Raw genomic sequence first — 18,677 nt, forward strand, 5'->3', positions numbered from 1 at the left:
TCACGACGTCCGGCACTCACGGCGGGCCCCCGCCGCCGGACAGGCTGTGTGCCATGGACGCGATCGAAGTGCAGGACCTGCACAAGCGCTACAAGGACCGGGTGGCGGTCGACGACGTCGGCTTCACCGTCCGGGTCGGATCGGTGACCGGGGTGCTCGGGCCGAACGGGGCCGGGAAGACCACCACCGTCGAGTGCGTCGCCGGGCTGCGCCGGCCGGACCGCGGCACCGTCCGGGTGCTCGGGCTCGACCCGTGGCGGGATCGGGGCGCGGTGCGTGCGGTGCTCGGTGTGCAGCTGCAGGAGGCCGCGCTGCACGACATGCTCACCGCCGTCGAGCTGCTCCGGTTGCACCGCGCCCTGCACCGCACCGGCCGCGATCCCGAGGAGCTGCTCGCCGCGGTCGGCCTGACCGAGCAGGCCGGGACCCGGTTCGATCGGCTCTCCGGCGGCCAGCAGCAGCGGCTGTCGGTGGCGTTGGCGCTGGTCGGCGAACCGCGGGTGATGATCCTCGACGAACTGACCACGGGGCTCGATCCGCGGTCGCGGGACGGGATCCTGGAGGTGGTGCGCGATCTCGCCGCCGACGGCGTCACGGTGCTGTTGGTGACGCACCGGACCGACGAGATCGAGCGGCTCTGCGACCGGGTGCTGCTGCTCGACGCAGGCCGGGTGGTCGCCGACTCGACACCGGCCGGACTGGTGGAGAAGGCCGGGCTGGCGCAGCGGGTGCGGTTCCGGACGGCCGGGGGGTACGACCGGGCCGCACTGTGCGCCCTGCCCGGGGTCGGCGAGGTGCAGCGGATCGGGGAGGAGATCACCGTCGCCGGGACCGGCGACCTGCTCGGGCCGGTCGGGGCCGAGCTGGTGCGCCAGGGCGTCGTCGCCACCGGACTGCGGGAGGAGCGGCCGAGCCTGGACGACGCCTTCCTGGAACTGACCGGGCGCCGGTTGGAGACCGGCCGGGACACGGAGGTGCTGGTGTGAACACGACCCGAACGACCCCTGCAACCCCTGCGACGGCCGGGCCCCCTGCGACCCGGCCGGCCGGGACGCCGCTCGCAGGATGGACCGCGCTGATCGGCGCCGAGGCGCGGATGGTCGCCCGGGACACCTCCGGGCTGATCGTCCCGTTCGCGCTGCCGCTGCTGATCCTCACGATGATCGGGCTGACCATGCCGGACATCCCACCGGAGGCGCTCGACGGGCGGACCCCGCTGGAGGCCGTGGGCATCCCGGTCGCAGCGGCAACCGTGCTGGGCCTGGTCGGCATCGTGAACGTGCCGAGCTTCCTGGCCTCCTACCGGCGCACCGGGGTGCTGCGCAGGCTCGGCGTCACCCCGGCGGGCCCGGTACCGGTGCTGGTGGCCCAGATCGTCGTCGGACTCGCCCAGGTGCTGGTCGGGATCGGGCTGGCGCTGGTGGTCGCGGTGCTGGCGTTCGACGCCGGGCTGCCCGCGTCGCCGTGGGCAGCCGTGGGCGGTCTGCTGCTGGCGACCGTCGCGTTCTTCTCCCTCGGGGCGTTGCTCGCCGCGCTGGCACCGACGACGAACGCGGTGATCGCCGGCGGTCTGGTGATCTTCCTGGGGACCGGTGCACTCGGCGGGATGTTCGGCGACCCGAACGCCCTGCCCGGATCGCTCAAGGAAATCGGGAAGGTGCTGCCGTTCGGTGCGACGGTGGAGATGCTGGGCACCGCCTGGCGGGGGGTGCCGCCGCAGCTCGGGTCGGTGCTCGGGCTGGTGATCGTCGCGCTCGTCGGCGCGATCGGGGCGGCCCGCTGGTTCCGCTGGGAGTGAGCGCCGAGCCGGGGCCGGCCGTCACGAGGGGGACGGCCGGCCCCGGCCTTTGTGCACCGGGACCGAAGGCGGCGCACAGCTTCGTTCCCGGGACCGAAGGAACGTGACCGCGATCTCCCTACCGTCGTCGGCGTCCGTCAGAGCCGACGCGAGGGAGAGCAGCCGTGAAGACCTACCCGCTGGCAGAACCGGTGGACGGGAAATACAGCTGGCAGGACGGTAAGCGCTACGCCTGGCTGCTGGGCCTGGTCGTCCCGATCCTGCCGTTCCTCGCGATCGGCCTGCACCAGCTGACCGGCCTGTCGGCGGTGCTGTGGCTCGGCCCGGTCGTCGTCCTGGTGATCGTCCCGGCGATCGACCTGGTCGCGGGCAAGGACCCGACGAACCCGCCGGACGAGATCATGGCCGAGCTGGAGGAGGACCGGTACTACCGCTGGGTCACCTACGCCTACCTGCCGGTCCAGTACGCGGGCCTGATCACCGGGATCTGGTATATCGCGACCGCCGGCGCACCGACGATCGGCAACATCGGACTCGCGATCACCCTCGGCACCGTCTCCGGCGTCGCGATCAACACCGCGCACGAGCTGGGCCACAAGCGGGAGGACGTCGAGCGCTGGGCTGCGAAGATCGCGCTCGCACCGTGCTTCTACGGCCACTTCTACGTCGAGCACAACCGCGGCCACCACGTGCGGGTCTCCACCCCGGAGGACCCGGCCTCGGCCCGGATGGGCGAGAGCTTCTACCGGTTCTGGCCGCGCACCGTGTTCGGTTCCCTGGCCAGCGCCTGGCGGCTGGAGCGCAAGCGCTACGCCCGCCGGGACCGGCACCCGTTCCGGATCGGGAACGACGTCCTCAACTCCTGGCTGATGTCGCTGGTGCTGTGGGGCGCGCTGATCGCGCTGTTCGGCTGGGGTGTGCTGCCCTACCTGCTGATCCAGGCCGTGTTCGGGCTGACGCTGCTGGAGCTGGTCAACTACATGGAGCACTACGGGATGCTGCGCCAGAAGGTCGGCCCGGCCGACCGCCGCCGCTTCGAGCGGGTCACCCCGGCGCACTCCTGGAACTCGAACAACATCGCCACCAACGTGCTGCTCTACCACCTGCAGCGGCACTCCGACCACCACGCGAACCCGACCCGCCGGTTCCAGACGCTGCGCGACTTCCCGGAGGCTCCGGTGTTGCCGACCGGCTACACCGGGATGATGCTGGCCGCCATCGTGCCGCCGGTGTTCCGCCGGGTGATGGACCCGCTGGTGCTCGCGCACTACGACGGTGACCTGCGGCTGGCGAACGTGCACCCGGCGAAGCGGGAGAAGCTGCTCGCCGCGTACCCGCCGCCGGCCGACGAGGTCCCGCAGGAGGAGACCGACCAGGCCCGGCAGAAGCAGGTCGACGGCGTCACCGCCGCGCGCTGCCCCGGCTGCGGCTACACCTACGAGGTCGCCGCGGGCAACGAGGCCGAGGGGTTCCCGGCCGGCACCGCCTGGTCGGAGATCCCGGACGACTGGACCTGCCCCGACTGCGGGGTCCGCGACAAGGTCGACTTCGTCGCCCTCGACCGCGAGGGGGTCTGAGATGCGGATCGTCGCCGACATCGGCTCCTGCGAGGGCTACGGGATGTGCGAGGCCATGGCCGACGGCTACTTCGAGATCGGGACCGACGACGTCGTCGTCGTGCATGACGAGCACCCGCCGGAATCCGATCGTGAGCACGTGCACGCCGCGGTGCAGGCCTGCCCGGCCAGGGCGCTGCGCCTGGAGGATTGAGCTCCGCTACGGTGCCGCCCGTGACACCGGTCACCGACACCCTGGCCCGGCTCGCGGGCACCGTCCGGGACGACGTCGGAGCGCTCGCCGCGCACGTCCTCACCGAGATCGATGCCGGGCTGCCCGACCTGGGCCGGGACCCGCGATCCCGGGAGCTGCTCGTCGGCACCATCGAGGGCTCACTGGAGGGTGCGCTGGCGGTGCTCACCGGCGGCGGCGACCCGGACGACGCGCCGGTCCCGCCGGCCGCCACCGAGTTCGCCCGCCGGCTGGCCCAGCAGGGCGTCCCGGTGACCGTGGTGCTGCGCGCCTACCGGCTCGGGCAGGCCGCGTTCCAGCGGGAGCTGATCTCCCGGATCGAGGCGGCCGGGCTCGGCACCGGGGACATCGTGGCCGCCGTCGGGGAGCTGTCGACGGTGGCGTTCGGCTATGTCGACCGGATCTCCGAGGCGATGGTCGCGGTGCACCAGGCCGAGCGGGACGGCTGGGTGCGCCGGCGGGACGCGGCCCGCCTCGCGATGGTCGACGCGGTGCTCGCCGGCCGGGGCGGGACCGCAACCGAGGTGGAGCGGGTACTGGGGCATCCGGTCACCGGCGACCATCTGGCGGCGGTCTTCTGGTCGGACGCGGCCGATCCCGGCCGGGCACTGGAGCGGGCGGTCGCGGTCGTCGGCGAGGCTCTCGGTGGCGGGCGGGCCCCGCTGGTGGTCGCGCCGGACGGGGCGACGCTGTGGGTGTGGTTCGCGGGGCCGCTCGATCCCGCCGTCGAGATCCCTGATCCGGACGAGGTGTTCGTCGCGCTCGGCACCCCGGAGCGCGAACTCGACGGGTTCCGCCGCTCGCACCGCAGGGCCCGGCAGGCGCAGGCGGTCGTGACGGCCGCCGATCCGGTGGACCGCCGCCCGGTGACCGCGGCCGCCGCGCTCGGGCCGCTGATCCTGCTCGGCGGCGACGTCGAACTGCTGGCGTCGTGGGTGCAGGAGGTGCTGGGCGATCTCGCCCTCGACGACGAGGCGCACGAACGGCTCCGCGACACCGTCGACGCCTATCTCCGCTCCGGCGGGAGCCTGGCCGGTGCGGCCGCGGAGCTGCACCTGCACCGCAACTCCGTGCAGTACCGGCTGCGGCGGGCCGAGCAGGCGCGGGGCCGGCCGCTCGCGGACGGACGGGTGGACGTCGAGGTCGCGCTGCTGGCCTGCCGGGTGCTGGGGCGCGTGGTGCTGCGGGGGGAGGGGTGAGGGCTCGGGCGCGGTGGGGTGTGTGGGTGTCGGCTCGGGTAGCGCGGGCAGCGTGGGCGTCGGCTCGGGCAGCGTGGGCAGCGTGGGTGTCGGCTCGGGCGGCGCGGGAAGTGTCGGACCCGGCTCGGGCGGGCCGGGGTGTGTCGGCGCCGGCTCGGGTGTGAGGCCCCGGCTCGGGTGGGACGGCGTGTGTGGGGCCCCGGCTCGGGTGGGTCTCGGTCTCGGTGCGGCGCGAATCGGCTTTGCTCGGCCCCGAGCGCACGACCCGTCCGGCTTGCTCCGGCCCCGCCAGGGCTTGCTGTGACGGCTCGGCCGAACCTGCCCCGGCGTCCCGGGGCGGGGCCGGCGGGCTGCCGGGCGGTGATCTCGTCTTCGGAACCGAAACGTTCGCTCAGCGATCGTCTCGGTTCCGGATTCGGGATCATGACGGCCCGGGGCCCGTTCGCGGGCAGGTTCGGCAGTCCGGGGCGCGGAGAGCAGGTCGCGGACGACCATGATCACGGATCGGGAACCGATATCGCCGGTAGGCGACCGATCCGGTTCCCGATCCGTGATCATGCCCGGCCGGGAGCCGGGAGCCGCCGGGAGTCGGGAGCAGTCGGGAGCCGGGAGGGCTCAGAGCTCTCCGGCGAGCAGGTCGTCGTCGCTGATCAGGCACTCGACCGGCAACGACAGGATGACGGCGGGCCCACGGCGCGGGTCGGGCGCTGCGCAGTGCGGGCAGTGCACGCCCGGGAGGTCCTCGCGGCGGATCGCCCGGCACAGCGGGACGACGGCGGCGGACCGCTTCGGCTCGGACATCGCGGCACCTCCGGAACACGGCGACGTGTTACGGACAGGTTACCGGATCGACGTGGCCCGGATCACGTCGGAACCGGAACCGGTCGAAACCGCCCGAAGCGGTCCGGGCCGAGCAAGACCGGGCGGGCCGAGCAAGCCGGGCGGGCCGAGCAAGGCCGGGCGGGCCGGGCAGAGCCGGGCGGGGGAGCCGGGCTTCCGGCGGGCGATCACAGCGTTCGACCCCGTAGCGTTGACCGGTATGTGGAAGATCGTCGGATTTCTCGTCGCTGTCTATCTGGTCTTCGCCCTGCTCGGTGTGATCATCGAGGGACTGGTGTGGCTGACCGTCCTGGCCGGGGTGGCGTTCCTGGGGACCGTCGCCTACGGCGCGATCAAGGGGCGCTCGAACAAGCAGATCCGGTAGCAGCGAACTCCCGGTACAGCCGGACGTGCCGGTCGGCCGCCGCCGTCCACGAGTGCCGGTCGGCCAGTTCCCGGCCGGCGCGCTCGCGCACCGGGTCCTCTCCGGCGACGGCCGCGCCGAGCTCGGCCGCGAACCCTGCCGGGTCGGCGGCGAACCGGGCGGCCGGGCCGAACACCTCGCGCAGCACCGGCAGGTCCCGGGTCACCAGCGGTACCCCGGCCGCGAGGGCCTCCATCGCGGCGAGCCCGAAACCCTCCTTGACCGACGGGAACGCGAACGCGGCCGCGCCCGCCATCAAGCCGGGCAGGTCGTCGTCGTCGACCGGGCCGAGGATCTCCGGTGTCACACCCAGCCGAGCCGCCTCGGCCAGCACCGAAGCCCGGTAGTCGCGGTAGTCGAACAGGGTCTCGCCGCCGCCGATCACCAGCCGCAGCCCCGGCAGCAGCGCCATCGCGGCGATCAGGTCCGCGGTGCCCTTGCGCGGCTCGATCCCGCCGACCGAGAGCACGTAGCGGCCGAACCGATCCCGCCAGGGCGACCCGTCGGCGGCGGCGAAGCGGGCCGCGTCGACCCCGTTGCCGATCACGGTGGCGTGCCGGCCCCAGCCGGCCTCGACCTCGGCGGCGACCGCCCGGGACACGCAGACCAGCGCGGCCGGCGAGACGATCGCGCGCTCGTGGCAGGCGACCAGCTCCGGGGTGCTGAACTCGTCGACGTGGTGCACGGTCCGCAGCAGTGAGCGGTAGCCGTGGGCGCGGCCCTCGGCGTTGGCGGACAGGCAGTCCTGTGCATGCCGGATCCCGGCGTCCGGCGCCTGCGCCAACGCTCCGGCGAGCAGGTCGATCGAGCGCAGGATCCGGGCGCCGACCGGCTCGCCGTCGAGATCGGGCACCGGCACCAGGTGCACCCGCACCCGCGGATCGACCCGCCGGAAGAAGCCGGTGTCGCCGCCCCGGGCGAGCGAGTACACGGTGACGTCGTGCCCGGCGGCGGCCAGCGCCTCGGCCAGCGCCAGGGTGTGCACCACCCCACCACGTGGCTTGGTCGAGTACGTCGAGAGCCGCACCCGCAGTGGATCAGCCACGGTAGAGATCGGGTCGGCGTTCCTTCAGGTGGTGCAGCACGGCGCGGGCCGCGCCGATCAGACCACCCGGGTCGACGTCGGCGACCGCGAGACCGCCCTTCGACCAGGTCCGGGCCAGGATCTCCCCGCCCGGCCCGACGACCTTCGCCCGGCCCAGGAAGTGCAGCGACCCGTTGCGCCCGCTCTGGTTCGCCGACAGCAGCAATACCTGGTTCTCCCCTGCTCTGGCCTGGTCATAGAGGTCGAACAGCCGGGCCTGGCGGTCCTGTGCCATCCGCGGGGCGCGGTTGGTCAGCGAGGTCGGCCACGCCGACAGGCAGGCGATCAGCTCGGCCCCGTCGAGGGCCAGCGAGCGGGCCGCCTCCGGGAACGTCTTGTCGTGGTCGATCAGCATGCCCATCCGGCCGACCGGGGTGTCGAACGCGGTGAACCCGTCGCCAGGGGTGAACAGCGCGGCGAGCCCTGAGGGATGGTGCACCTTGCGATGCCGCCCGAGCACCCCGTCACCGGTGAGGCAGACCGCTGCGTTGTAGCGCTCGCCGTCCGCGCCGGCCTCGCAGAACCCCAGGCAGACGACCATCTCCCGGGCCAGCTCGGCGACCGCGCGCACCTCGGGGCCGTCCGGGTCGAGCGCGGGTGGCAGCGAGCCGCCGTCGGCCGGGGCGGGATCGGGCACGCGTAGGTCGTCGAGGTAGCCGCCGAGCGCCCCGTCGGGCAGCGCCAGCACTGAGACCCCGGCGTCGCGGGCGTGCGCGATGATCACCCCGATCCGTTCGAGATCGAACGCCACGTCCCGGGTGAAGTTGGCCGCGGCCGCGGCGATCCGCACCCGTCACACCCCCGCGACGACGGGCCGGGGCCCGTAGGCGTCCGGCCTGCGGTCCCGCAGGTGGCTCATGTAGCGGCGGGCGGCGTCGACGGCCTCGTCGACGCCGATCGACGCCACGGCCAGCCCGGCCTCCGATCCGGTGGTGGCGAGCACCTCACCACCCGGATCGACGATCTTCGCGGAGCCGACGAGACGCATGTCGCCGAAGGTACCGGCCTGGTTCGCCGACACCCACACGATCTGGTTCTCCAGCGCCCTGGCCCGGTCGTGCAGGTCGAACCGGCGCGCCCAGCGGTCCTCGGCGAGCACCGCCGCCCGGTTCGTGCGCGACGCAGGCCACGCCGACATGCACACCACGGTCCTGGCCCCGTCCATCGCGAGCGCCCGGGCCGCCTCCGGGAACGCCTTGTCGTAGCAGATCATCATCCCGATCCGGCCGACCGGCGTGTCGAACGCGGCGAACCGGTCGCCTGCCGCGTAAGAGGCGTTCTCGTCGAGCGGCTGGTGCACCTTGCGGTGATTGCCCAGCACCCCGTCCCCGGTGACGGCGACGCAGCTGTTGTAGGGCAGTCCGCCGGACGCGGTGTCACCGGCCTCGCAGTACCCGGCGGTCACGACCATGTCCCCGGCCAGTGCGGCGAGCCGCCGGATCTCGGGCCCGTCCGGGTCGAGCCGGGGCGGGCCGTCGGCGACCTCGCCGTGCAGCGAGGTCAGATAGCCGCCGAGCGCGGCCTCGGGCAGCGCGAGAAGCGCCACCCCCCGGGACCGGGCCTCGGCGATGGTGGTGGCGACCCGGACGAAGTCCTCCTCCAGGTCGCGCACGAAACCCTGGGCGGCGGCGGCGAACGTCGTCGCGGTCATCGGGCCACCCCCGCGGTACCCATCCCGGTGATCGGCCCGGGGGCCGCGTCGGTCAGGGCGCCGTCCGGCCAGCGCAGCCGGACACCCTCCCCGCCGACCAGCTCGCCGCAGACCGCCGACACGGCCGGGCCCGCCTGCGGCGCCGGGGCACCCGGATCGTCCGCGGTGAGCAGGCCGAACCCGGGGAAGCAGGTGAACCAGTCGCCGACGGTGGCGCCGTCCGGGCGCGGTACCGCGGCGACGTCGAGAACCGCACCGGTCCCGGACGCCTCGGCGAGCATGCCGAGCGTCCCGGCGATGCCGGCCATCGAGACGTCCTTGGCCGCGGCCGGGCGGTGCGCCGCGGCGGGGCCGATCGCCCCGACCATCGCCGACAGCTCGGCCCGGCGCCGGGTCGTCGTCGAGTCCCACTGGCGGCCGCCGTAGCCGGGACGCCAGCCGCCACCGAGGTCGGTGGTGAGCCGGATCCGGTGCCCGGGGCGTCCACCGCCGCCGGGTACCGGATGCGCGGTGCGGCCGAGCGCGGTCAGCGACAGCGCGGCGGGCACATCGAGCTGGGTGTGCCCGCCGAGCAGTGGGACACCGTAGGCGTCGGCGGCGGCACGCACCCCGGACAGCACCCGGTGCGCGAACGACGCGTCCCGGGCGCCGAGCGCGTCGAGCAGCCCGACCGGGGCAGCACCCATCGCGGCGAGATCGTTGACGTTGACCAGCACCCCGGCCCAGCCCGCCCACTCCGGGTCGCGCTCGACCATCGCCGGGACGATCGCGTCGCAGCAGGCGACCAGGTCGGTGCCGGGGACCGGGGCGCCGTCGTCACCGACGAAACCGGCCGGGCCGAGCGCGCCGAGCAGCGCCCCGAGCGGGGCCTTGGTCGCGGTCGCGAGTGCCCGGACCCGGGTGATCGGCCACCGCATCCGCAGATGCGCGACGCCGGCGACCTCGGTGTGCTGCACCCGTTCCCAGCCGAGCCGGGTGAACAGGGCGGCGTTGCGGGTCTGCACGTCGGCGTCGAACCGCAGTGCCCCGGCCGCCTCGGCGCGGGCGCAGGCGGCGCGGATCAGTGCGGCGCCGACCCGGACCCCGGCGCGGGTCCGCGCGCCCGGAGCGACGACCAGCCGGCTGCCGGTCCACCAGCCGATGTCCGGGCCGCCCGGGTCGGCCGGCCCGAGCCGGACGCCGCCGAGCAGCTCACCGGCGGCGTCGTGGGCGAGCAGCACCACGGCCCGCGGATCGGCGTCGTGCTCGTCGAGATCGGCGGTCGCTGAGTCCGGGAACAGCCCTTGCTCCTGGCAGAACACCGCACGGCGCAGCCGCCGGTACGCGGTGACCGGCCGGTCGTCGCCGTCGGCCGCGCGGGACTCGACGATCGTCAGGTCCGGGGGGCACGCCCGGTGTGCGGGGCGGCCGCCCAGCAGCTCGTCGGCGACCCAGCGGGAGGTGCGGGTGAGATGGCCGGGATCGATCGTGCTCACGGCTCAGCCCCCCGCTGCCGACAGTGCGCTGCACGCCCCGCAGGCCGCGCAGCCGGCGGCCTGGTCGGAGCCGCGCATCCCGGAGGCGCGCAGCTCGGCGGCGACCCGGGCGGTCACGTCGGCGAGCAGCGCCGGATCCGGGCCGGGCACGCCGTCGTCGAACGCGAGGGTGCCGGGGATCGGGCGGTAGGGGACGACGAACGGGTAGACGCCGCGGGCGATCAATCCGGCCGCGTCCGCCACCAGTTCGTCCGGATCCTCGCCGAGTCCGACGATCAGGTAGGTCGAGACCGTGTTCGGGCCGAACACCCGCACCGCCTCGTCCCAGGCGAGCCGGTACTGCGCCAGCGGCACGGTCGCCTTGCCGGGCATCCAGCGGCGCCGGACGTCGTCGTCGAGCGACTCGACGTGGATCCCGAGCGCGTCCGCCCCGGCCTCGTGCAGGTCGGTGAGCACGGCCAGGTCGTCGGGTGCCGGCGGCTCGCACTGCACCTGTATCGGCAGCCCGGGCACCGCCGCCCGGATCGCGCGCACGCAGCGGACCAGGTGCCGGGCGCCGCGGTCGCGGCCGTTGGAGGTGCCGGTGGTGAGCACCATCTGCCGGATCCCGTCGAGCCGGACGGCGGCCTCGGCGACCTCGGCGAGCTGCTCGGGGGTCTTGACGGCGGTGGTGGCGCCGGTGCGCAGCGACTGCTCGATGGCGCAGAACCGGCACCGGTCGTTCTCGCCGTAGCGCACGCAGGTCTGGACGACGGTGGAGGCCAGCACGTCGTTGCCGTGCAGCCGGGCGATCTGCTCGTAGGAGACGCCGTCGGCGGTGCGCAGGTCGTAGAACGCGGGCCGGGCGACGGTCTCGACGGCGACGCCCATGTCGGTGACCCCGCCGCCGGCCCCGCTGCGGACCAGCCGTCCGTCGCGCAGCCGGTAGGGGGAGTCCGCCACGATCGGGACGGTGGTCTTCAGGCCGTCGACGAGCACGTGCCCGTCGGCCGACGGGCCTGCGCCACCGGGGCGGCGCAGCGGGATCGACGACCCGAGATCGGTGACGCCGGGGCGCCCGGCGGGTGCCGGATCGGGATCGATCGCGACCCCGCGGACGGCCATCTCGGCGCGGGCCTGCAGGCCGAGATCGGTGTCGTGGGACGACGGAGCGGACATGCGGCGGACCTCCAGGGGCGGGCGGTGAGCGCTCGGGAGCGGTTGCCGCGGCCGGTGCCGCGGCAACCGCCCGCGAGGATCAGAGCTGGTAGGTCGAGTTGATGATCGCGCCCTTGCGGGCGTAGTGGATGAGCGCGTCCTGGACGTCGAGCGGGTGGGTCGGGATCACGCCCTCGATGAGGTCCTCCTCGCGGGCGCCGTGCAGCGAGAGCCCGAAACGGCAGCAGTAGACCTTTCCGCCTTCGGCGAGGAACGTCTTCAGCTGGTCGTTGATGTTGTGCTCGCCGGGGAACGCGGACGTCCCGGTGGTCGGGAACCCACGGGTGGCCAGACAGTTCAGCGAACCCGGTCCGTAGAAGTACATCGCGGACTCGAAACCCTTGCGCAGTGCGCGGGTCGCCTGCAGCACGGCCACGAAGCTCACCGACGACTCGTGCGCGATGCCGTGCACCAGGGTGAAGTAGGTCTCGCCGTCCTCGGCCTGCAGGTCGGGGAAGACCTTGGTGCCGCCGTAGATGCTGGAACCCTCGGGCAGCGAGGGGTGCGGGATCTCCTCGAGGCTCTTCTTCTCGACGTCGGACAGCTCGGCACTGGTCATGTTCTCGGCTCCTCGATGATGTGACGGGGATCGGCGTATGGTTCGCGGGAATGCCGGGAGTAGGGAGATCCGGCAGCGACAACGACACCAGTGCGACGTTTCCGAAATGTTGTCGGCGGACTACGTCGACGATTCCGGATCAGCGTTGTGTGACGGCCTCGTTGCGTAACACGGGGAAATGTTTCGGTAGTCCGGTCGACACGATTCCGCAATGTCTCGGGTCGACCGTGGTGTCGCTGCAGGCGAGTGCGACGACGTGAGCGAGGGGTGCCGATGACCGCGGTGGTGCACAGGGACGCGCGGCCGGTGCCGCCGTCCGATCTGGACGGTGAGCACCGGCCGGTGATCGTCGTCGGTGGCGGTCAGGCGGGGCTGGCGATGAGCCGCTGCCTCGACGTCCGCGGCATCGACCATCTGGTGCTGGAGCGCGACGTGGTCGCCTCGTCGTGGAAGCGGCACCGCTGGGACACGTTCTGCCTGGTCACCCCGAACTGGCAGTGCGACCTGCCGGACTTCCCGTATGCCGGGGACGACCCGCACGGGTTCATGGTGCGCGAGGAGATCGTCTCCTACCTGGAGGCCTACCGGGCCTTCGTCGATCCGCCGCTGCGCGAGGGCGTCTCGGTCACCCGGCTGACCCGCGACGAGCGCGGCACGTTCACGCTGGAGACCAGCGCCGGGACCTGCACCGCGGACCAGGTCGTCGTCGCCACCGGCGGCTATCACACCCCGGTCACCCCGCCGCTGACCGAGCCGCTGCCGCCGGGGATCACCCAGGTGCAGTCACAGGACTACCGCAGCGGAGCCGGGCTGCCGCCGGGTGAGGTGCTCGTCGTCGGATCCGGGCAGTCCGGGGCGCAGATCGCCGAGGACCTGCACCTGGAGGGCAGGCGGGTGCACCTGGCGGTCGGGAACGCGCCGCGGGTGGCGCGTTTCCACCGGGGCCGGGACGTGACCGACTGGCTCGACGAGATGGGCTACTACCGGATGCCGGTCACCGAGCATCCGCGCCGGGAGGCCGTGCGCGCCCAGGCGAACCACTACGTCACCGGCCGGGACGGCGGCCGCGACATCGACCTGCGCCGGTTCGCCGCCGAGGGGATGCGGCTCTACGGGCCGCTCGCCGACCACGCCGCCGGCACGATGCACTTCCGGCCGGGCCTGAAGGCCGCTCTGGACCACGCCGACCAGGTCAGCGAGTCCATCAAGGACACGATCGACGCGCACATCGAGCGCCAGGGGATCGAGGCGCCGCCGGGGGAGCGTTACGCCCCGGTCTGGCAGCCCGGACCCGAGACCGTCGAGCTCGAGCTGGACGGCAGCGGGATCACCTCGGTGGTGTGGTGCATCGGGTTCCGGCAGGACTTCGGCTGGATCGACGTGCCGGTCTTCACCGGCCGCGGGACGCCCGTGCACACCCGGGGCTCCACCTCGGTGCCCGGCCTGTTCTTCCTCGGCCTGCCGTGGCAGTGGACGTGGGGCTCGGGCCGGTTCTCCGGGGTCGGGCAGGACGCCGGGTACCTCGCCGAGCGGATCCGCTCGCAGCGCGGGCTGGTCACCACCGGCGGCCGCGGCGACGTCTGCAACGTGCTGGCGCTGGGGTCCTGAGTGGATCCGGCCGGGCGCGCCTCCGGTTGCCCGGACAAGATCCGATAGCCGGTAGGACGCGTGGTGGCAAAGGGTCACCCCCGACCGGGCGAGCGAATCACCCCTGCGGAGTCACCGCCGGGTAACCGTTTGCTTTCCGCGCCGCCGGAGCGGCCGGGAGCGGCTAACGTGCAGGCCATGGGTGGAACCGGGTCGCTGGTCCTGAGGACCGCGGCCTGGTGTGCGGGCGTACTGCTGGCCGGTGCCGGACTGCTCACCGCGCTCGTGGTGGGGGTCGGTGCGCTCGTCGGCCCGGGGGAGGCGCACTCCGACGACCGCCCGGACACCGCGCTGCAGGAGTTCACCCGGCTCGCCGCCGATGATCCCGGTGCCGCGCTGCGGGCCTGCACCCCGGCGCGGGGCACCGACTTCGACGCCCTCGCCGGCACGCTGCCCGCCGGGGCGGTCGTGGCGGAGCAGCGTTTCGCCGTCGTCGACGGGGAGCTGCTGTTCCTGTCGGCACCGGTCGCCGGCGACGAGCTGGCCGAGCGCGACGGTGACCGGGCGGTCTGGGTGTACGGCCGGCACGGTTTCGCTGCCGTCACCGACGACGCCCGCGCCCTCTCCCCGGACCTGTCGGGGCCCGCGCTCTACGGGGTGGACACCGAGACGTCCGGCGTGGTCCGGGTCGCGACCTGTGTCGAGGCCGCGCTGCGGGCGTCGGAGAGCGGCGTGGCGGCGGAGCAGGGGCCCGCCGTCCCGGCCGGGGTCGCCGGCGGGGCCGGTCGCTGAGCCGGGATCAGGGTCCGGGCAGGATCATGCAGCTCGACGTGGCCTCGCCCAGCAGTTTTCCGCCGGCGTCGGTCAGCTCGGCCCGGGCGAGCGCGGTCCGCCGCCCGGCGTGCACGACGTGCCCGGTGCAGGTCACCGTGCCGGTGTCGACGGTGATCCGGCGCAGGAAGCGCACCGACAGGTCGAGGCTGGTGTAGCCGGTCCCGGCGGGCAGCGTGGAGTGCACCGCGCAGCCGCACGCCGAGTCGAGCAGGGTGGCGTAGACGCCGCCGTGCACCGAGCCGATCGGGTTGTACTGGTGCTCGGCGGGCTCGAACTCGAAGACCACCCGTCCCGGTTCCGCGGACACCGGGCGGAAGCCGACGAGGCTGCCGATCGGAGCACCGGGCAGTCGGCCGTCGGCGATGCGGCGCAGGAACTCCAGGCCGTCGAGCTCGGTGGCGGCCGCGGCCAGCGCCGCCGGGTCGGACCACTCGTGCTCGCGCCGGCGGGTGCTCCCGGTGGTGTCGGTGCCGTCGGTGGTGTGCGCCGTCATCGTTCCTCCAGATCGGGTGCGGGTGATCCCGGCGCGGCGCCGGGGCCCGGTTCGAGCAGCACGCGGTCGCCGGCACCGAGCCGGTGACCCTCGGCGCAGACGCCGACCAGCCGTACCGGTGCGCCGCAGCCCGCGTGCCGGCGCACCACGGGCGGGCCCTCCGGGCCGGCCAGGTGCCGGTCGCCGAAGTCCATCATCGCCGCGAGGACGACGCCGAGATCCCGGCCGCGTCGGGTCAGGTGGTACTCCGGGCGGGTCCGTGACCCGGGCTCGCGGTAACCGGCCCGTTCGACGATCCCCGACTCGACCAGGGCGGACAGCCGGCGGCTGAGCACCGTGCGGGCGACGCCGAGGCTCCGGGCCAGCTCGTCGAACCGGTGGATGCCGCGCCCCACGTCCCGCACGATCAGCACCGCCCACGGGTCGGACAGCAGTGCCATCGTGCGCGCCACCGAGCAGGCCTGGCCCGCGGCGGTCCGCTGCGCATCCATTCCGGCTCCTGGGTATCGATCAGCTACTCAGGTGGACGATAACCCGCGACGGGCCCGGCCGGCGACCGGGACTGCCACGGACACCGGATCGGGATCCGATGATTGGACCGGCGCGCAACGGGAAGCCGGGGAGGGAACACACATCGACCCGCCGAGGAGGACCCCACGGTGACGAACGAACTCGAGGGCCGGACGGTCGCGATCCTGGCCACCGACGGCGTGGAGCTGGTCGAGCTCGTCCAGCCTCGCGACGAGCTGCGCCGGGCCGGAGCCCGGGTGGACCTCGTCTCGCTGTCCACCGACCCGATCCGGTCGATGAACGCCGACATCAACCCGGCCGAGCTGGTCGAGGTGGATCGGGCCGTCGCGGACACCTCCGCCGACGACTACGACGCGCTGGTACTGCCCGGCGGCACGGTCAATCCGGACAACCTGCGCGCCGATCCGGCTGCGGTCGCGTTCGTGCAGGCCTTCTTCGCCGCGGGCAAGCCGGTCGGCGCGATCTGCCACGGTCCGTGGACGCTGGTCGAGGCCGACGTCGTCCGTGGTCGGACCCTGACCTCGTACCCCAGCATCCGCACCGACCTGCGCAACGCCGGTGCCACCGTCGTCGACGAGCAGGTGGTCTGCGACGAGGGCCTGGTCACCAGCCGCAACCCGGACGACCTCGACGCGTTCTGCGCGAAGCTGATCGAGGAGTTCGCGGAGGGACGCCACCCGGTGCACCCGGCCGGCGCGACCGCCTGAGCTCCGCGGCCGCACACCGCGCGCCGCTGCGCCGCTCACCCCTTCGCTGCGCCGCACACCTGTTGCACGGGGTGTGTGGCGTGGTGAACGGGTGTGCGGACCACGTGGATCGAGCGGGTGCGTGGATCGGGCGAGCTGCGCGGGTCGGGCGAGCTGCGCGGATCGCCCGGAGCGGGCGGCCGGGGCTCACCCGGAGAGGGCCTCGCGCAGGCCGGCCAGGGTCCGGCTCAGCAGCCGGGACACGTGCATCTGGGAGATCCCCATCTCGGCGGCGATCGAGGACTGGGTGCGGTCGCCGTAGAACCGCATCATCAGGATCGTCCGCTCCCGCTCGGGCAGCTCGCGGATCAGCGCGTTCATCTCCCCGCGGTGCGCGGCCATCTCGAGACCGGGATCGAGGCCGCCCAACTGCTCGCCGAGCGGGAGGCCGTCACCGGACTCGGAGCCGTCCCCGGTGGGGGCGTCCAGCGAGCGGGCCCGGTGCGAGTCGAGCGCGCCGAGCGCGTCGACGATCTCGTCCACTCCGACGCCGAGCTCGCGCGCCAGCTCGGACGGGCGCGGCGCCCGGCCCAGATCCTGGCCCAGGGTGTCCGCGGTGCGCTGCACCCGGACGGCGAGTTCCTTGAGGTCGCGTGGCACCCGCACCGACCACGAGTGGTCGCGCAGGTAGCGCTTCATCTCGCCGCGGATGCTGGGCACGAAGAAGCCCAGCGGGCCACCGCTCGCCGCGGCGGGGTCGTACCGGTCGACCGCCTTGACCAGGCCGAGCATCCCGGCCTGCTCGACGTCCTCGATGCCGCGCCCGCCCGGGGCGAACCGCCGGGAGAGGTTACGGACCAGTGGCCGGAGCTCCCGGATCACGTGGTCGCGCAGGTCGCGCCGGGTGTCGGAGTCCTCGGTCGAGCAGGCGAGCTGCTCGAGCTGGGGGATCAGGTGGTCGTAGCCGCCTCGGCCGTCGCGGGCCGTCCCGGCGGTCGGGGTAGGTCGAGTCGCTGTGCGCATCTGGGTCCCTCGCGTTCGCCGATGGCTGGTGCGGGGTCCGCTGCGTGGTTGAACGGATCGCCGGTTCCGGTCGCGCCCGAGCGTGCACGTCGCAAGCGGCTTGTAGTGCGACCGGATCGTGCACCGTATCCGGAACCCGGCGGCCGGGGCAACCGGTCACCGGCGGCCCCGGCTTCGTCGATGATCGTTCTCAGTGGCGCCACAGCGGCCCCGATCTACCGTCACCGCTATGCCGACAGCACTGATCGCCGGGGGCAGCCGCGGGCTCGGCGAGGCCTACGCCCGCGAGCTCGCCGAGCGCGGGTACTCGATCGTGCTGGTCGCCCGGGACACCGACCGGCTCGCCGCCGCGGCCGAGCGGATCGGCCGGGCGACCGGCGCCATCGTCGACATCCTGGCGGCCGACCTGACCGAGCCCGCCGGGCTGGCCGTCGTCGAGCGGCGGATCGCCGACCCGCATCTCCCGGTGCGGGTGCTGGTGCTGGCCACCCGGTGCACGCCCCGGGGGCCTGTCGTCGCGGTGCAGCCGTACTCGCGTGCCGTGCAGCGATTGATCCGCGCGGCCGTCCCGGTGATGGCCGGGCCGGTGACCGGGCATCCGGTGATCGGGCATCCGGCGGTGCCGGTGATCGGACCCCGGAGCGCCGGGATCCTGCTGGTGGACAGCGACGGCGACGGGGGAGGGCTGCTGCCCGATCTGGACGTCCTGCGCGCCACCGGTGTGCCGATCACCACCGTCGCCGTGCGGCCGGGGGCGCCCGATCCGCAGATGGTGGTCCGGCGCTCGCTCGCCGATCTCGCCCGCGGCCGGACGGTGTCGGGGCCGGGCCGGGCTCGCCGGGTGCTGGCCGGATGCCGGGAGTCGCGGCGTGCGGCGCTGCGGCTCGCCGCCCGGCTGCTGCCCGACTGTGCCCGTGGGCCGGTCGGTGGCGCGGTGCGGGAGCAGACCCGGCCGTCGCCGGTGCCGACGCCGTTCCGGAACTCGCTGCCGCCGGTTCGGTCGCTGCACGTCGCGGCGCCGCCGGTCCTGCCCGAGCTGCCGTCCCGTCCGGCGCTGGCCCCGCTGCACCGGCCGGCGCAGCGCGGGCCGGGCCTTCCGTCGCCGGGGAGGCTCGGCTTTCCGGCGCAGCGCCGGTCCAGCTTCCCGTCGCCGGGGAGTCCCGGTCTCCCGGCGCAGCCCGTGCCGTCCGGCCCGCGTCCGGTCCAGCCCGTGGTCCGGGAGTCGGTCACGGCGCGGCAGTCCGCCGGCTGACCGGCGCCGATGCTCCGTCCGGAGTGATGAGTACGCCCCTGTTCGTCGCAGCGCGGAGCGGTCGATTCGGACAGGCGTGACCAAGGTCGCGACCGCCCCGACTGTCGGTAACCGGACGGTATGCCTTACGGTTCGCCGGAGAAGGGGAGTACTCCCGAACACGGCGTTGCCGTCATCACGGAACCAGGACGAGCTGGATCCCGGTGGCGCCGGTCCGCGATCAGCGGGCGGAGGAGACCTTCAGCGCCCCAACCTG

General features: G+C 74.1%; 20 protein-coding genes. 10 read left to right on the top strand and 10 right to left on the bottom strand.

The window, feature by feature from the left end; genetic code table 11:
- The first annotated feature begins 53 nt into the window (after positions 1-53).
- The 5 genes from Pdca_RS11120 (at position 54) to Pdca_RS11140 (ending at position 4,806) form a co-directional block, all read left to right on the top strand.
- A complete protein-coding gene (locus tag Pdca_RS11120) occupies positions 54-986 on the top strand; it encodes an ABC transporter ATP-binding protein (protein WP_085914246.1) in 933 nt (310 codons plus the stop codon).
- Positions 983-1,798 carry an ABC transporter permease gene (locus Pdca_RS11125; RefSeq protein ID WP_197719969.1) on the top strand — a complete coding sequence of 272 codons (816 nt, stop codon included), beginning with the start codon at positions 983-985 and terminating at the stop codon, positions 1,796-1,798. The genes Pdca_RS11120 and Pdca_RS11125 overlap by 4 nt, the downstream gene beginning before the upstream one ends.
- A 164-nt stretch (positions 1,799-1,962) precedes the next feature.
- Entirely contained in the window at positions 1,963-3,375 is a 1,413-nt protein-coding gene (locus Pdca_RS11130; RefSeq protein WP_085914244.1) for a fatty acid desaturase, read from the top strand.
- Position 3,376: 1 nt separating this feature from the next.
- Positions 3,377-3,568 carry a ferredoxin gene (locus Pdca_RS11135; protein WP_085914243.1) on the top strand — a complete coding sequence of 64 codons (192 nt, stop codon included), beginning with the start codon at positions 3,377-3,379 and terminating at the stop codon, positions 3,566-3,568.
- Between the two features lie 20 nt (positions 3,569-3,588).
- The gene (locus Pdca_RS11140) at positions 3,589-4,806 is read left to right on the top strand and encodes a PucR family transcriptional regulator (protein WP_232021514.1); all 1,218 of its coding nucleotides are present in this window, start codon (positions 3,589-3,591) and stop codon (positions 4,804-4,806) included.
- Between the two features lie 615 nt (positions 4,807-5,421).
- Here Pdca_RS11140 and Pdca_RS11145 read toward each other — a convergent pair.
- The gene (locus tag Pdca_RS11145) at positions 5,422-5,607 is read right to left on the bottom strand and encodes a hypothetical protein (protein WP_085914241.1); all 186 of its coding nucleotides are present in this window, start codon (positions 5,605-5,607) and stop codon (positions 5,422-5,424) included.
- Between the two features lie 238 nt (positions 5,608-5,845).
- On the opposite strand from Pdca_RS11145, the gene Pdca_RS35465 reads away from it, so the two are divergent.
- A complete protein-coding gene (locus Pdca_RS35465) occupies positions 5,846-6,010 on the top strand; it encodes a hypothetical protein (protein ID WP_166665933.1) in 165 nt (54 codons plus the stop codon).
- Here Pdca_RS35465 and Pdca_RS11150 read toward each other — a convergent pair.
- The 6 genes from Pdca_RS11150 to Pdca_RS11175 all read right to left on the bottom strand — a co-directional run bounded on the left by Pdca_RS11150 (position 5,979) and on the right by Pdca_RS11175 (position 12,015).
- A complete protein-coding gene (locus tag Pdca_RS11150) occupies positions 5,979-7,094 on the bottom strand; it encodes an MSMEG_0565 family glycosyltransferase (protein ID WP_232021515.1) in 1,116 nt (371 codons plus the stop codon). The genes Pdca_RS35465 and Pdca_RS11150 overlap by 32 nt on opposite strands.
- On the bottom strand, positions 7,087-7,923 hold the full coding sequence (locus Pdca_RS11155; RefSeq protein WP_232021516.1) for a carbon-nitrogen hydrolase family protein: 837 nt from the start codon (positions 7,921-7,923) through the stop codon (positions 7,087-7,089). The genes Pdca_RS11150 and Pdca_RS11155 overlap by 8 nt, the downstream gene beginning before the upstream one ends.
- Before the next feature lie 3 nt (positions 7,924-7,926).
- Positions 7,927-8,784, bottom strand: coding sequence for a carbon-nitrogen hydrolase family protein (locus Pdca_RS11160; protein ID WP_232021517.1), 858 nt, complete (start codon positions 8,782-8,784; stop codon positions 7,927-7,929).
- Entirely contained in the window at positions 8,781-10,259 is a 1,479-nt protein-coding gene (locus tag Pdca_RS11165) for an MSMEG_0567/sll0787 family protein (RefSeq protein ID WP_232021518.1), read from the bottom strand. Before Pdca_RS11165 ends, Pdca_RS11160 begins: the two co-directional genes overlap by 4 nt.
- A 3-nt stretch (positions 10,260-10,262) precedes the next feature.
- On the bottom strand, positions 10,263-11,417 hold the full coding sequence (locus tag Pdca_RS11170; protein WP_232021519.1) for an MSMEG_0568 family radical SAM protein: 1,155 nt from the start codon (positions 11,415-11,417) through the stop codon (positions 10,263-10,265).
- Positions 11,418-11,496: 79 nt separating this feature from the next.
- A complete protein-coding gene (locus tag Pdca_RS11175) occupies positions 11,497-12,015 on the bottom strand; it encodes an MSMEG_0572/Sll0783 family nitrogen starvation response protein (RefSeq protein WP_085914240.1) in 519 nt (172 codons plus the stop codon).
- A 273-nt stretch (positions 12,016-12,288) separates the two neighbouring features.
- On the opposite strand from Pdca_RS11175, the gene Pdca_RS11180 reads away from it, so the two are divergent.
- Together Pdca_RS11180 and Pdca_RS11185 are read left to right on the top strand one after the other, a co-directional pair.
- Positions 12,289-13,623, top strand: coding sequence for an MSMEG_0569 family flavin-dependent oxidoreductase (locus Pdca_RS11180; protein ID WP_085914270.1), 1,335 nt, complete (start codon positions 12,289-12,291; stop codon positions 13,621-13,623).
- Between the two features lie 177 nt (positions 13,624-13,800).
- Entirely contained in the window at positions 13,801-14,394 is a 594-nt protein-coding gene (locus tag Pdca_RS11185) for a hypothetical protein (protein ID WP_085914239.1), read from the top strand.
- 7 nt (positions 14,395-14,401) lie between these two features.
- Here Pdca_RS11185 and Pdca_RS11190 read toward each other — a convergent pair whose 3' ends face one another.
- Positions 14,402-14,929 (bottom strand): PaaI family thioesterase, encoded by a 528-nt coding sequence (locus tag Pdca_RS11190; protein WP_085914238.1) that lies wholly within the window; start codon positions 14,927-14,929, stop codon positions 14,402-14,404.
- Positions 14,926-15,420: a winged helix-turn-helix transcriptional regulator gene (locus Pdca_RS11195; RefSeq protein WP_085914237.1), complete on the bottom strand. Its 495-nt coding sequence runs from the start codon at positions 15,418-15,420 to the stop codon at positions 14,926-14,928. Before Pdca_RS11195 ends, Pdca_RS11190 begins: the two co-directional genes overlap by 4 nt.
- 168 nt (positions 15,421-15,588) lie before the next feature.
- Between Pdca_RS11195 and Pdca_RS11200 the strand changes: the two genes are divergently transcribed.
- Positions 15,589-16,167 carry a type 1 glutamine amidotransferase domain-containing protein gene (locus Pdca_RS11200; RefSeq protein ID WP_085914236.1) on the top strand — a complete coding sequence of 193 codons (579 nt, stop codon included), beginning with the start codon at positions 15,589-15,591 and terminating at the stop codon, positions 16,165-16,167.
- Between the two features lie 186 nt (positions 16,168-16,353).
- On the opposite strand, the gene Pdca_RS11205 is transcribed toward Pdca_RS11200, so the two are convergent.
- A complete protein-coding gene (locus Pdca_RS11205) occupies positions 16,354-17,169 on the bottom strand; it encodes a sigma-70 family RNA polymerase sigma factor (RefSeq protein ID WP_085914235.1) in 816 nt (271 codons plus the stop codon).
- A 229-nt stretch (positions 17,170-17,398) separates the two neighbouring features.
- Here Pdca_RS11205 and Pdca_RS36035 point away from each other — a divergent pair, with 229 nt between their 5' ends.
- The gene (locus tag Pdca_RS36035; RefSeq protein WP_085914234.1) at positions 17,399-18,421 is read left to right on the top strand and encodes an SDR family NAD(P)-dependent oxidoreductase; all 1,023 of its coding nucleotides are present in this window, start codon (positions 17,399-17,401) and stop codon (positions 18,419-18,421) included.
- Positions 18,422-18,677 lie beyond the last annotated feature (256 nt).

This window comes from Pseudonocardia autotrophica, assembly GCF_003945385.1.
Taxonomy (GTDB): Bacteria; Actinomycetota; Actinomycetes; order Mycobacteriales; family Pseudonocardiaceae; genus Pseudonocardia; species Pseudonocardia autotrophica.

What these genes read in the sequence shown, in the direction of transcription:
- Pdca_RS11120 (WP_085914246.1), top strand. Translation starts at nt 54, where the DNA reads ATGGACGCGATCGAAGTGCAGGACCTGCACAAGCGCTACAAGGACCGG.
- Pdca_RS11135 (WP_085914243.1), top strand. Translation starts at nt 3,377, where the DNA reads ATGCGGATCGTCGCCGACATCGGCTCCTGCGAGGGCTACGGGATGTGC.
- Pdca_RS11145 (WP_085914241.1), bottom strand. Translation starts at nt 5,607, where the DNA reads ATGTCCGAGCCGAAGCGGTCCGCCGCCGTCGTCCCGCTGTGCCGGGCG.
- Pdca_RS35465 (WP_166665933.1), top strand. Translation starts at nt 5,846, where the DNA reads ATGTGGAAGATCGTCGGATTTCTCGTCGCTGTCTATCTGGTCTTCGCC.
- Pdca_RS11160 (WP_232021517.1), bottom strand. Translation starts at nt 8,784, where the DNA reads ATGACCGCGACGACGTTCGCCGCCGCCGCCCAGGGTTTCGTGCGCGAC.
- Pdca_RS11170 (WP_232021519.1), bottom strand. Translation starts at nt 11,417, where the DNA reads ATGTCCGCTCCGTCGTCCCACGACACCGATCTCGGCCTGCAGGCCCGC.
- Pdca_RS11175 (WP_085914240.1), bottom strand. Translation starts at nt 12,015, where the DNA reads ATGACCAGTGCCGAGCTGTCCGACGTCGAGAAGAAGAGCCTCGAGGAG.
- Pdca_RS11180 (WP_085914270.1), top strand. Translation starts at nt 12,289, where the DNA reads ATGACCGCGGTGGTGCACAGGGACGCGCGGCCGGTGCCGCCGTCCGAT.
- Pdca_RS11185 (WP_085914239.1), top strand. Translation starts at nt 13,801, where the DNA reads ATGGGTGGAACCGGGTCGCTGGTCCTGAGGACCGCGGCCTGGTGTGCG.
- Pdca_RS11190 (WP_085914238.1), bottom strand. Translation starts at nt 14,929, where the DNA reads ATGACGGCGCACACCACCGACGGCACCGACACCACCGGGAGCACCCGC.
- Pdca_RS11195 (WP_085914237.1), bottom strand. Translation starts at nt 15,420, where the DNA reads ATGGATGCGCAGCGGACCGCCGCGGGCCAGGCCTGCTCGGTGGCGCGC.
- Pdca_RS11205 (WP_085914235.1), bottom strand. Translation starts at nt 17,169, where the DNA reads ATGCGCACAGCGACTCGACCTACCCCGACCGCCGGGACGGCCCGCGAC.
- Pdca_RS36035 (WP_085914234.1), top strand. Translation starts at nt 17,399, where the DNA reads ATGCCGACAGCACTGATCGCCGGGGGCAGCCGCGGGCTCGGCGAGGCC.